General features: G+C 55.1%; 9 protein-coding genes and 1 tRNA gene. 9 read left to right on the plus strand and 1 reads right to left on the minus strand.

The window, feature by feature from the left end; genetic code table 11:
• Positions 1 to 46: 46 nt before the first annotated feature.
• From AC0L6A_RS07795 to AC0L6A_RS07810, 4 genes are all read left to right on the plus strand, one after another.
• Complete coding sequence (locus AC0L6A_RS07795) at positions 47 to 1,081, plus strand: cysteine synthase A (RefSeq protein WP_473293286.1); 1,035 nt, start codon at positions 47 to 49, stop codon at positions 1,079 to 1,081.
• Between the two features lie 35 nt (positions 1,082 to 1,116).
• The gene (locus AC0L6A_RS07800) at positions 1,117 to 3,594 is read left to right on the plus strand and encodes a DUF3772 domain-containing protein (RefSeq protein ID WP_473293288.1); all 2,478 of its coding nucleotides are present in this window, start codon (positions 1,117 to 1,119) and stop codon (positions 3,592 to 3,594) included.
• A complete protein-coding gene (locus AC0L6A_RS07805) occupies positions 3,587 to 4,306 on the plus strand; it encodes an alanyl-tRNA editing protein (RefSeq protein ID WP_473293290.1) in 720 nt (239 codons plus the stop codon). Before AC0L6A_RS07800 ends, AC0L6A_RS07805 begins: the two co-directional genes overlap by 8 nt.
• Positions 4,307 to 4,428: 122 nt before the next feature.
• A tRNA-Ser gene (locus AC0L6A_RS07810) sits at positions 4,429 to 4,518 on the plus strand.
• Between the two features lie 333 nt (positions 4,519 to 4,851).
• Here the strand turns inward: AC0L6A_RS07810 and AC0L6A_RS07815 are convergent.
• Positions 4,852 to 5,568, minus strand: a complete 717-nt coding sequence (locus AC0L6A_RS07815; RefSeq protein ID WP_473293291.1) for a response regulator — start codon at positions 5,566 to 5,568, stop codon at positions 4,852 to 4,854.
• Positions 5,569 to 5,635: 67 nt separating this feature from the next.
• On the opposite strand from AC0L6A_RS07815, the gene AC0L6A_RS07820 reads away from it, so the two are divergent.
• From AC0L6A_RS07820 to AC0L6A_RS07840, 5 genes are all read left to right on the plus strand, one after another.
• Positions 5,636 to 7,849 carry a hybrid sensor histidine kinase/response regulator gene (locus AC0L6A_RS07820; RefSeq protein WP_473293292.1) on the plus strand — a complete coding sequence of 738 codons (2,214 nt, stop codon included), beginning with the start codon at positions 5,636 to 5,638 and terminating at the stop codon, positions 7,847 to 7,849.
• Between the two features lie 227 nt (positions 7,850 to 8,076).
• Positions 8,077 to 9,150 (plus strand): cytochrome-c peroxidase, encoded by a 1,074-nt coding sequence (locus AC0L6A_RS07825; RefSeq protein ID WP_473293293.1) that lies wholly within the window; start codon positions 8,077 to 8,079, stop codon positions 9,148 to 9,150.
• Positions 9,151 to 9,161: 11 nt separating this feature from the next.
• Entirely contained in the window at positions 9,162 to 10,283 is a 1,122-nt protein-coding gene (locus AC0L6A_RS07830) for a cytochrome-c peroxidase (protein ID WP_473293294.1), read from the plus strand.
• Between the two features lie 15 nt (positions 10,284 to 10,298).
• Entirely contained in the window at positions 10,299 to 10,886 is a 588-nt protein-coding gene (locus AC0L6A_RS07835) for an arsenate reductase (azurin) small subunit (RefSeq protein ID WP_473293296.1), read from the plus strand.
• 12 nt (positions 10,887 to 10,898) lie between these two features.
• Positions 10,899 to 13,580, plus strand: a complete 2,682-nt coding sequence (locus AC0L6A_RS07840; protein WP_473293297.1) for an arsenate reductase (azurin) large subunit — start codon at positions 10,899 to 10,901, stop codon at positions 13,578 to 13,580.
• Positions 13,581 to 13,594 lie beyond the last annotated feature (14 nt).

Consider the following 13,594-nt stretch of genomic DNA (forward strand, 5'->3'; position numbering starts at 1 on the left):
CAAGTCCTACAGATGATAGGAACAATGCGTGACAAGGGGCTCAAAAATGGACATCAAACGCGATCTCGAAGCCACGGTGGGCAACACGCCCCTGATCCGTCTGAACGCTGCCTCCGAGGCGACAGGCTGTGAGATTCTTGGCAAGGCCGAGTTTATGAACCCGGGCCAGTCCGTCAAAGACCGGGCTGCGCTGTTTATCATCCGTGATGCGGTTGCCAGCGGTGCGTTGAAGCCGGGCGGCACGATTGTCGAAGGGACGGCCGGGAACACCGGTATCGGGCTTGCGTTGGTGGGTGCTTCCATGGGTTTCAAAACCGTGATCGTGATCCCGGAAACGCAGTCCGAAGAGAAGAAGGATATGATCCGCTTGGCTGGGGCCGAACTGGTTCAAGTGCCTGCAGTTCCTTACAAAAACCCAAACAACTATGTTCACTACTCGCGTCGTTTGGCCGAGAAGCTGAACGAAACAGCGCCATCAGGTGCAATCTGGGCAAACCAATTCGACAATGTTGCGAACCGTCAGTCGCATATTGAAGGAACCGGCCCTGAGATTTGGGCACAAACAGACGGCAACGTGGATGGTTTCACCTGCGCAGTTGGGTCAGGTGGTACGCTTGCGGGTGTCGGCATGGCGCTTCAGCCCAAAGGTGTGAAAGTAGCCCTGAGCGATCCGATGGGGTCGGGGCTCTATTCTCTGTATGCAACCGGCGAAGCGAAGGCCGAAGGTGGTTCGATCACTGAAGGGATCGGGCAGGGGCGGATCACCGCCAACCTTGAAGGGTTTAAGCCCGATATGGCCTTTCAGGTGCCGGACGACGAGGCATTGCCCGTGATCTATGACCTGCTGCGCAACGAAGGGCTTTGTCTGGGCGGATCGTCCGGGATCAACGTGGCCGGCGCGATGCGCATGGCGCGCGAAATGGGACCGGGCCACACGATTGTGACCGTGCTTTGCGATTATGGCACGCGATATCAGTCGAAATTGTTCAATCCCGCTTTCCTGCGTGAAAAGGGTCTGCCCATTCCGGATTGGTTAGATCGCGACCCTGCCTTTATGCCCGAGGTTTTTGAGGACAGCTGATGCTTAATGGATTGCGAAAGCGTATAGGCCTGCGCATGGATCTCGCATCTGCGCATCTGATTTTCAGGGCGTTTTTGCTTGTTGCCTGTCTCATGGTTCCTGTGACCACACATGCTCAGGATGCCGAGGCAACTGAAGACGCTCCAGCATACATTCTAAGTGATGATGGAACGCCGGATTACCTGGCTTGGTCACGCGTGGCCGAACGCGGCGAACGGGTGCTTGAGATTGGGCGCGCATCGGACAAGGCGCTAAGTGATCTTAGGGATGAGATCGCCGACTGGCGCGGACTTTTCTTGTCTGCTCAGGAAGAAAACTCAATCCGTATCAATACGTTGAAGACGCAGCTGGCCACTTTGGGGCCCGAACCGGAAGACCCCGGCAGCGAACATGCCGCTGTGACGCAACGGCGTACAGAACTGGCCAGCTCTCTTGCTGAAGTGCAAGCCCCGGTCAAAAACGCACAAGAGGCATTTGCCAGTGCGGAAATTCTAATCGAAGAGATAGACTCAGAGCTTCGTGGGCGGCAAACCGATCAGTTGTTGAAACTGGGGCCTACCCCGATCAACCCAGCAGCTTGGCCAGGGGCTCTTTCCGAGTTGAAGAAAACTTTCGGTGATGCTTTGTCCGAAGTTAAGAACGCATGGGGCAGTGATGCGCAAAGGCGTGATTTCCAATCGGATCTTCCTTTGACTGTGACATTGCTGGGCTTCGGCTTGGTGCTTCTGGCGCGCTCTCGGATATGGTTGATCCGGCTTGGGGGGCGCTTGCGTAAACTGCGCAAAGGGCCATCGCGCGGCGTGGTTGGATTCATAATTTCATTAGGGCAAGTCATTGCGCCCATGATTGGATTGATCGCGCTACTTGCGGCCATCCATTTGACCGGCGTGCTTGGGCTTCGTGGTCAGGTCATTATTGATGCATTGCCTGATGCAGGTTTCTTTTTCTTTGTCGCCTTGTGGATTGGAACACGCCTGTTTGGGCAGGACGCTGGCAACTCGGCAATTCACCTGCCGACGCCTGCACTGCGCGCCGAAGCGCGGATCGATGTGATGTTTCTTGGAGTTCTGTTGGGCCTTGGAAACGTCCTGACCGCGATTGGCAGCCATGACAGCTATTCCGATGCAACGATGGCAGTTTTGGTTTTTCCATTGATAGTTGCGGGTGGCATATTGCTTGTAAGACTCGGCCGCCTGTTGCGACGTCACTTAGGGGGTGTTCAGGCAGCGGAAGGCAACACCTTCCGAACACGAACGATGTCGTTGATCGGTCGGATCTGCGAGATTGTCGGGTTTGCAGCACCTGTTGCGGCCGCAGTTGGGTATGTTTCATTGGCTCAAGCCATGCTTTTCCCAACCGTACTGACGCTTGCTGTTCTTGCCATCCTTGTAATCTTACATGACTTCATCAAGTCGCTTTATGCCACGGTGTTGCGCAAAGACGATGATGCCACAGATGAAGCACTGCTTCCTGTGGTGATCACCTTCGGTTTAACGATTGCAGCTTTGCCGTTGCTTGCGTTGATTTGGGGCGCGCGGTCGACCGATTTGTCCGAGCTTTGGACAACCTTCCTTGGCGGTTTCCAGATGGGCGATACACGTATTACGCCCCACGCCTTCATGATTTTCGCTGTTATCTTTGCTGTCGGATATGCAGTGACACGCGCCATTCAGGCGACGCTGCGTGGCACGATCCTGCCCAAAACGAAGATGGACAAGGGTGGGCAGAATGCCATCGCCGTAGGCACCGGCTATGTCGGTATCTTTTTGGCGGCGATCGTGGCGATTACCGGGGCAGGGATTGATCTAAGTTCAATCGCGATTGTGGCTGGTGCGTTGTCAGTCGGGATCGGCTTTGGCCTTCAAACCATCGTGTCGAATTTCGTATCCGGCATCATCCTTTTGATCGAGCGTCCGATTTCTGAGGGCGATTGGATCGAAGTGAACGGAGAGATGGGCTATGTGCGCGACATCTCGGTGCGTGCCACTCGGATCGAAACCTTCGACCGGTCCGATGTGATCCTGCCCAACAGTGATTTGGTGGCGGGGGTTGTCACCAACTACACCCGTGGCAATTCAATTGGACGCGTCATCATTCCGGTCGGCGTTGCCTATGGAACCGATACCCGGCGTGTCGAAGCCATCCTGCGCGAAATTGCCGAGGCGCATCCAATGGTCACCGTGGATCCATCTCCGGCCATTATTTTCCAAGGGTTTGGCGCCGACAGTCTGGATTTTGAGATCCGGGCGATCTTGTCGGATGTCAATTTCATGCTGACGGTGAAAAGCGAGATCAACCACGAAATCGCCCGCCGCTTTGTTGAAGAAGGGATTGAGATCCCATTTGCACAGCGCGACATCTGGTTGCGAAATCCAGAGGCGCTGTCTGCCCAAAGCAAATCCATCGCCGCGATGTCAACGCCTGGGGAAAGCGCCCCGCTTGGACGGGATGCAATGACAGTCGACGACATGAATGACGGTAAAGCTGATGGCGAGGGTACAGGGGATGAGTGAACCGCTTTTTCTGCAAGACGCCTATGTAACCGAGGCTGCTGGCAACGTCCTATCCCACACGGATCGCGGCGGCGTCGTGCTGGATAAAAGCTTGTTCTATCCGACCGGGGGTGGGCAACCCGGCGATCAAGGTCGACTTGTTTGGTCCGGTGGTGAAATGAACATCGCAACCACGGTTAAGGGCGACGCTGGTGAAATCGTTCTGGTGCCTGCGGAAGGCAGCGTGTTGCCTGCTGTAGGGGCCGAAGTGACACAAGTGCTCGATTGGAATCTACGACTGCGTCACATGCGCATGCATACGGCGTTGCATCTGCTGTCTGTTGTGATCCCTCTGCCGGTCACCGGCGGTCAGATCGGAGCCGAGAAATCGCGCCTTGATTTTGCAATGGAAGAGCCTCTTGAGGACAAGCAGGCGGTAGAAGATGCGCTGAACGCACTGATTTCGCGCGATCTGGAAATCACAGAACGTTGGATCACGGATGCCGAGCTGGAAGCCAACCCGGGATTGGTCAAAACAATGTCTGTGCAGCCACCAAAAGGGGCGGGCAGGGTGCGTCTGGTGCGGATCGGGACTGAAGGCGAGCAGGTGGACCTTCAACCATGTGGTGGAACGCATGTGGCGCGGTGTTCTGAAATTGGTCAGGTGCGGCTGGGAAAGGTCGAAAAGAAGGGCCGTATGAACCGGCGCGTAGCGCTTCATCTGGCCGACTAATCGGATGCCTAAGGTCCGTTCCTCATTACACGCTATTGCCCTGCAACTGGTTGAAAACAGAACACCATAAAAGTTGTAATCACGGCTTGAACCCTGCAGCACTTCCGAATAACAACGTCGGCGGAGCGGTGGCCGAGTGGTCGAAGGCGCACGCCTGGAAAGTGTGTAGGCGGGAGACCGTCTCGAGGGTTCGAATCCCTTCCGCTCCGCCATCCACCTCCTAGAATTCTCTTTTGCCCTGTTTGGGTGGATTCTCCCTTTTATTTACAGAGACTTACCGGTGTCACGCTGCGACATAGACGTGTCTTGCATTGCGTATTCCCACCATTTCCCGCTTTGTCTAACTGGCGCTGTTTTGGCGGAGCAGTTTTCCCTGTTGTGCGGGATTTTGTAGGGAAAGGGGAAAGATCTACAGGGATATGGGAAAGCAGTTGGTCTGTACTTACTAAGCTGACCCTTGAAAGATTTATCTTGTTAGACTTGCCAGCTTGTTTGTCTTCCAGCTGCTGTTCAACCCAAAGCTCGGTAGCAAAGCAAGAGGCGCGTTACAACGACTCCACCTTCGCTGCCAAAACATAGCCCTCCCCACGAACGGATCTTATGAGAGATGTTTCGACATTGGCGTCGTCAATCTTCCGTCTCAGACGCGACATATGGGCGTCCACGGCTCGGTCCGTTATCGAGACAGCATTTCCATATAACTCTGACATCAATCGATCGCGACCTATGGGCTCCCCGGCGTTCTTCACGAGCGTGCCTAGCAAGGCAAACTCGGCTCCAGTAAGCGCAATTGCATGGTTGTCAGACGTACGGTGCAGAGACCTTTTCTGAAAGTCAAATTCCAACCCCGCGAAAAGAACGCGGTGATTTTCAAGTTGTGGCGGGTCTTCTTTTGAGACGTCCATCCGCCTGAGGACCGCTTTGATCCGGGCCAATAATTCACGTGGTTCATAGGGTTTCGTCAGATAATCGTCGGCTCCGAGTTCCAACCCGACGATGCGATCAAAAACTTCATCTCGAGCAGTGAGCATCACAATTGGCGTTTGCGCAAGCGCGCGGATTTCTTTAGCAATATCAAACCCATCCGCATCCGGTAAGTTTAGGTCAAGCACGACCAACTTGATGCTATCGGCATCGAAAAGTGCGCGCGCTTGCGCACCAGAACTGGCGGTTTGCACCTTGTAGCCATGCTTTTTCAGAAACCTCGACAAGAACGAGGTTAGCTGCATATCGTCGTCTACAATGAGAATTGCTTGATCCATCTCATATCCCCAAATCTCGCTGGCGCTAACATGGCTGGACTGACTTCAAGACGCAAGGTACCCGCGCATGACTGAACAAACGATGACCTCAAACCGGTTCTACTTGATCGGATTTCTAGCGGTTTTCCTGTTGGTAACCACTGTTCTGTTGGGACTGTTTCTAGGTACGGAAACACGGCGACAGTTTCGCGAAGTTGAAGCGAGCTGGGCCAGTTACAACGGTGAAGTCGGACAAAAAGGGGCTTGGATCAGTTCGATCCGCGGGCATTTGGGTTATGGCGGGATTATCCACAACTTCAAAAACTATGTGCTTAGACAGGACGAGCTTTATTTGGTCGCGGCAGAACAGCAAGTTCGTCAGTTTGATGCAGTTGTAGAGCTGTATCTGGAACAAAGTAATAACGCAGTAGAGCAAAAGGCCCTGCGTACGATCCGATCTACGATCGATGATTACGCGCGCAATTTCTCGGTCGCGCGTAGTGGTGTTGACGAAGGAAGAAGCATTGCGGAAATAGATGCGTTGGTGCGAATTGATGACAGTGCGGCCAAGCTTGCGCTTGCGGATCTGGAGGCGGTCTGGACCAATGCGCGAAATATCTCGACCCGCCGTATCTTTGCGGCCGTCAGTCAGGGACAGGCTCTGATTGAGGTTGGTTTCGTTTCGATTGTTGCCTTGGTATTGGCGGCAACAACCATTGGGTTCATGCTGTATGTGATGTTTCGAGATATGGGGCTGACGCTGCATCAGTTGTCAGGAGAGCTTACAGCACGACGCGATGCTGAAGCGAATGAAAAGCGGCTGGCAAGTGTGGTCGAGCAAAGCCCGGCCACTATCATCATCACAGATACGTCCGCACAAATACTTTATGCAAACAAACGCTTTCGCGACCTTACGGGTTGGAGCGAGCAAGAGGTTAAAGGGCGGACACCCAAGCTTCTTCAATCTGGTGATACAAACAATGATCGCTACGGCGAACTTCGCACGGCCCTGGCGGCGGGGAAAGAATGGCAGGGTGTTTTTCGAAACCGAAAACGGGATGGCTCGACCTATTGGGCTGACACTCGGATTCTGCCGCTGATCGGACCCGACGGAACTGTCCAGAACTACATAGGTATCGGAGAGGACATCACCGAACGCCGCGAAGCACGAGAGCAAGTAGCCCGTGCGCAGAAGCTTGAGGCCGTTGGCTTGTTGGCCGGCGGTATTGCGCATGATTTCAACAATGTTCTGACCACAATTGTTGGAGCGGCGCATTTGGCAGCGCTGGATGCCCCTGAAGGCAGTGATATCGCGGGCGAGATCGAACAGATCGAGATAGCAGCGAAGCGCGCGCAAAGCCTGGTGCGAGGTTTGTTGACCTTTGCCCGAAGGGAACCGGGACAACCACAACCGGTCAACATCTGCGGTGTTGTTCACGAAGTTTCGCGGTTGCTACGCGCATCTCTGCCACCGACTTTGCAGATCAGCACCTGCGATGCGACAGATCGCGTAATGGTTATGGCAGACCACACCCACCTGCATCAGATCGTCATGAACCTGACCCGCAATGCAGCAGAAGCCATTGGTGCGGACGAAGGTCGGATTGGTATCTCTGCGCGGCGTGTCGATGAAATACCCGAAGGGCTAACCAATCGGAAGGACGGATGGGTGTGTCTGACCATCACCGACGACGGACCGGGCATGTCTGCGGAAACGCGTGCGCGCCTTTTCGATCCATTCTTTACGACCAAACCTTTGGGCAAGGGCTCAGGGCTTGGGTTGGTCGTCGTCGCGGGACTGATAGAGGAAATGGGTGGGCGGATTGAAGTGGATAGCGCCCCCGGTGAAGGTGCCAGTTTCTTTATATACCTGCCTGCGACCCACGCCGACGAGGCAATTGGTTCAAAGATCGGCGATGAACCCGTTCCACGCGGTCGAGAGCGGATCATGATCGTTGATGATGAAACCGAAATTGCGGCGACGTGGCGACGCTTCCTTATGCGGCTGGGATATCGGGTCGAGGCCTATACGTCCTCAGTGGTTGCAGCAGAAAAAATTGCCGCTGAACCGGGGCGCGTTGACCTGTTGGTTACGGACATGGTCATGCCAGAGATTAGCGGCGAGGCGTTGGCCAACAAGGTGCGTGAAATGCGGCCAGATATGCCCGTCATCATTTGCACAGGGTACGCGCCATCGGCGATCACCGTGGTCGGTCTTACACCTGACATCTTGGCAAAACCGGTTGATCCGACACATTTGGCCTTCAAGATCAGGGCGGCGTTGGATGCACAGAAATCCTGAATCAAACCGCCCGTCACAAACCGTCACACTTTAGAATACTCCGTCACTCTGCGCGCAACACTTGTCGCACGCTTCCGGTCTAGGCTTCTTGCTGAGAAAAGCCCGAAAATTAAATGTTCGGGGCGCGAGCAAGAGCGGAAGATGCATCAGCCAGCGAAACTTCACGCTCTTGTCACTTTGCAATGGTCGCTTTGCTTCGACGCAAACCGACCGGACAGGAGGTCAAGATGATCCGAACTCTCACCGTCATGGGGGCATTGCTTGCGGGCACCGCAGCCATGGCTCAAGACAGCGTTCCTATCCAGCCGATGGATGTGAATGCTGCGCGTGCCGAGCTGGGCAAGCGCATGTTCTATGACACACGCTTGTCAGGCGACACCAATCTGGCTTGTGCGTCTTGCCATGCGCCGGACAAAGCGTTCACTGATGGCGAAGCGCTGTCAGCGGCCTACACCGGCGCCATGCATTTTCGCAACAGTCCGACTCTTGCCAACGTTGGCTATCGCGCGGCTTGGATGCATGACGGGCGCCTTGGCACCAATTTGAACGACGTTGCGCGTGAGATGATCACCGAGACCTACCTGATGAACATGGATATGCGCATCATGCAGGAACGCATGAAGCAAGATCCCATCTACGTCGAGATGTTCGCGGCCGCCGGCATGTCTGAGCCGTCAAACGGCGGTGCACGCAACGCGCTGATGGACTTCATGAAGACCATCGTCTCGCGCGGCGCACCTGTTGACACCGGCGAGCTGAGCGAGGCCGCAACACGTGGCCAGACTGTATTTGAAGGCAAAGGCAATTGTGCGTCGTGCCATTCCGGCCCGCGCTACACAGATGACCAGCCGCACGTGACTGGTGTCCCGAACAACCCTGATATCTGGGCCGATCCTGAACGCCATTCGGCTTTCGTGACTTACGCCAAGTTCATGGGGATCGAGAACTACATGAACTTGCGTGAAGATCTGGGCGCATACATTCGCACCCATACCGATGGCACCAAGCGCAGTTTCCTGACGCCCACCCTGCGAGAGCTGACTTACACAGCGCCCTATATGCACAACGGCACGATGGGAACGCTTGAAGAAGTCGTGGACTTTTACGATGCCGGCGGCGGTGACGACGTCAACAAAGACGAACGCTTGATGCCGCTTAATCTAAGCGCTGAAGAGAAGACCGATTTGGTCGAATATCTCAGGGCTATGTCAGGCGAAAGCTTCGATATCGACGCATATGTCTGGCGCGAAGACGACTTCGATTACGCAGTGATCGAAGACTGGCGCAACACGACAAATTGAGGAGACGGATCATGAAACACACAACCGCAATCCTCGTTGGCCTGACCATGGTGGCAACACCTGCGCTAGCTGATATGCCACGCCCTGACGCGCTGGCCCCACTTGGTGATGCGCCGATCCCGGCGTCAAACCCGCAATCTGATGCGAAGGTCGAACTGGGCAAGATGCTTTTCTTCGACCCCATTCTGTCAGGTAACAACGCAATGCCCTGTTCGGCATGTCACCTACCCGATGCAGGTTGGGCCATTCAGGCACCGATCAGCTTTGGCTATCCCGGCACAACACACTGGCGCAATTCACAAACAATCGTGAACTCGGCCCATTACGGCAAACTGTTCTGGGCAGGCTCATCCGGGTCGCTTGAACACCAAGCGCGGTCTGCTGCACGTGGCGGTGTTGCCGGGAATGGCGAAGACGACATGATGGAAAGCCGTCTGGCCTTCGTTCCCGAATACCGTGAACGCTTCAACGACGTATTTGGCGATGACTGGCCGAACATCCGCCACGCCTATGACGCGATCGCTGCATTTGAGCGCACGGTCAACCAGACCGACACGCCGTTTGACAACTACATGCGCGGAGACGACGCGGCGCTGAGCGAAAGCCAGGTGCGTGGGTTGGAGCTGTTTGCCGGTAAAGCAGGCTGTATTCAGTGCCACTCGGGTCCGATGTTGACCAACGAGGCCTACTATAACCTAGGCGTGCCGCCCTATTCGGGCTGGGAAGACGATGAGATCGCTCAGATCACGTTCCGTTTTGAACTGTTCGCCAAAGGCTCAACCGAAGAGATGTATCGATCCACCAAGGACGATCCGGGGCTGTATTTCCGCACGAAAGAGAAGTCGGACAAAGGCAAGTTTCGTGTGCCAAGCCTTCGCTACACGAAATACACCTTCCCCTACATGCACAACGGCATGATCGAAACACTCGCCGATGTGGTTGAGTTCTACAATCAGGGTGGTGGCGAAAACGAATTCGCCGCGAACAAGACTGATCTGATCCAACCCCTGGGTCTTTCGGACGAGGAAAAGGCCGATCTGGTTGCCTTCCTTGAAAGTCTGTCCGGTGACGAAATCCTGATCGATGAACCCGAGCTTCCCACCATGCAACCGCTGCCCGTGGCCGCGAACTAAGGAAGGACGAAAGATATGAATGATCTTGATCCGAAAATCGCCGCCGCCATCAATGGCGAAAACGGCGAAGCCCAGAAAGCAGGCACCCGAAAATGCCTGATGAACCGCCGACAGTTCCTGCTGTCCTCGGGCCTGACCACCACGGTTGTGATGGTTGGCATCCCCGGCATGTCCGAGGCTGAAACGCCCGCTGTGGTGTCGACATACGAGCGCAAGCTGATCGGTAAACTCAGCGAGTTGAAAACCGACGAGCCGATGTCGTTCGAATACCCGGATGAAGGCCAGTATGCGGAAAGCATCTTGGTGAAACTGGGCACCAAAGCAGGCGGTGGCATTGGTCCGGAACAGGACGTGGTTGCGTTCAACTACACCTGCACCCACCAGGGTGGGCCGCTTCAAGGCACCTACAAGGCAGCTGACAAGGCGCTTGGGCCATGCCCGCTTCACCTGACCACGTTTGATCTGACACGCCACGGTATTTTCATCGCCGGGCAGGCTTATCAATCGCTTCCTCAGGTGCTTTTGGAAGTAGATGGCGACGACATTTACGCCGTCGGCATGTTTGGCCTGATTTACGGCCGTTACGACAATCTTCAGGGTTGAGGAGGAACCATCATGTCCACACCATATTATGTCCCCGAAGAATCCATCCCCCTGCCGCCGGTTGATGCCGAGGTAATCCCCACAGCGTGCGATTATTGCATTGTTGCGTGCGGTTACAAAGTCTATCGCTGGCCAGTTCGTGGCGGAAAGAACGGCGGTCCAACCGCCGATCAAAACGCCTTTGGTGAAGACTTCCCTGTGAACCCATTGGGTGCTTGGGTTGCTCCGAACCAGCACAACATTGTGCTGCATAAGGGCGAACCACATCATGTGGTCATCATCCCTGACAAAGACGCGGAAGAGGTGAACCCGCTGGGGAATAGCTCGATCCGAGGCGGTGCGCTTGCGCAGAAAGTTTACAATCCGCAAACCCCAACGCGTGATCGTTTGAAATCTCCGATGATCCGCATGTTCGGCGTGTTGATGCCTGTGACTTGGGACTTTGCGTTGGAAATTGCAGCCGAAGTTGGCAAGCACGTGCTTGAGAAGCACGGCACCAATGCTTACGGCGTCAAAACCTTCTCGTATGGCTATATGGAAAATACATATGCCATCACGAAATACGCGCTTGGCAATGTCCGTACCGCAAACTTCACATTCCACGACACACCGTCTGACGTGACCTCGACCCCTGGATTCCGGGATGCGGGTTTCGACAACTTTGGCCCGGCGTACGAGGATTGGGGGTCTGCTGACACCCTTCTAATGTGCGGCACAGATCCATACGAAACCAAGACGATCTTGTTCACCGACTACATCATGCCGGCGATCCAGAACGGACAGAAGGCAATCTTCATGATCCCGCGCCGGTCATCCGGTACGGCATTCGCCGAAGCCAATGGCGGTCTGGTTTTGGACATTCAGCCCGGCACCGACCTTCCAGTCGTACTGGCGATTGCCCGTGTCATCGTTGAAAACGGTTGGCAGGACAAAGAGTGGATCGAAAAGTGGGTCAACAACAAGTGGGAAAGCAGCTCGGGCTTCGGCCAGGGTACGCGCAACACCCCATGGCAGTGGCGCACAACTTGGGGAAAATTCCAGACAGACGGCTTTGACGATTGGGTCGAATGGCTGATGGCACAGGATTATGCCGAGCCTGCAAAAGCTGCCGAGATCGCTCAGATTGACGTCGAGAAGATCTACACTGCTGCGGAATGGATGGCGAAACCAAAAGAGGATGGCAGCCGTCCGAAAACTTCGATCATGATCGAAAAGGGCTTCTATTGGTCCAACAACACTGGCAACACTCAAGCGATTTCGGCTTTGGGTATTACTGTTGGTGCTGGCGGACGCCCGGGTCAGGTTATTGGTCGCGCTGGTGGTCACCAGCGTGGTGGTCTACGTGGCGGAGGTTATCCCCGCAACAAGTCGCCTGAGAAGCTTCCGGGCCGTCGTCGCCGCGCAATGGATTGCGACCGCTACTTCATGGCGGGCCATACGCGCCTTGCGCATGTGATCGGCACCACTTGGGTGCAGGCCATGTGTGGATCGCAGTCTCTGCAAGCCAAGTTCGAAGAGCAAACTGTGCGCAACCCGCATCAGGTTATGTCTTTCGACAAGCAAGAGATTATCGACACGCTGAAAGCGCGTGCTGACAGTGGCGGCACCGTGGTTTGGAACCAGGACATCTATCTGGTTGATCCGATTGGCGCACGTTATGCCGATATCGTTTTCCCGGCCTCTGGTTGGGGCGAAGACACTTTCACCCGCGCGAACGGCGAACGGCGTCTGCGCGTTTACCCGAAATTCTACGACGCGCCCGGAGAAGCGAAGCCAGACTGGTGGATCATCGCAGAGCTGTCGAAGAAGATGGGTTACGAAGGTTTCGACTGGCAGAACTCGAACGATGTGATCGAAGAGGGCGCACGTCATTCGCGCGGATCACGCAAGGACTTCAACATGGTTCTTGTGGCTGCAAAACGCGAAGGCAAAACCCTGCACGAGAAACTGGGCGAGTTCGGAACAACCGGTATTCAGGGCCCTGTTTTGATGCTGGAAGATGGATCGCTGCAAGGTACCAAACGCTTGCACGACACCACACGTACGCTGCCAGATACCGGGCCTACGGGTAAGAATATGTTCAACAAGAAGTTGACGCATTTCAACACCCAAACCGGTAAGTGCAACATCCAGAAAGCGCCGTGGGATCTGTTCTCGTCCTATTGGGAATGGCTCAAGCCGCACGAAGATGATGGTGAAATCTGGATCACGTCGGGCCGCATCAACGAACGTTGGCAGTCTGGATATGACGACCGTCGTCGCCCCTATATCGTGCAGCGCTGGCCGGAAAACTGGATCGAAATCCATCCCGACTTTGCTGAAAAACACGGCATTGAAAGCGGCGACTATGTGCAGGTCTTTTCGGATCGTATCCCGGTTCAGAAAGACACGATCGTGGGCGTAGAGGGCGATGATTTCGACTTCGCCAAGCTGATGGAGAACGGCCATATCGAGCTGACAAAAGCCTCGATTACAGCCGTGGCCATGGTGACACCCGCTGTGAAGAATAACATGGGTTACATGGACTTCCTTCACACGTCGCAGCCAGCGAATGCGCTGTCTGGCCGTGTCGTCGACTGGATCAGCGGCAACTACAACTACAAGATGGGTGTCGGCAAAGTGCGCAAGATGGGTGAAAGCCCCTACAAGTCGCAATTCCGTTCGATGTCCTTCGCACGGCGCGACATCGCGTAATTATACCTCCCCCG

Source organism: Aliiroseovarius sp. D2-2, assembly GCF_055809455.1.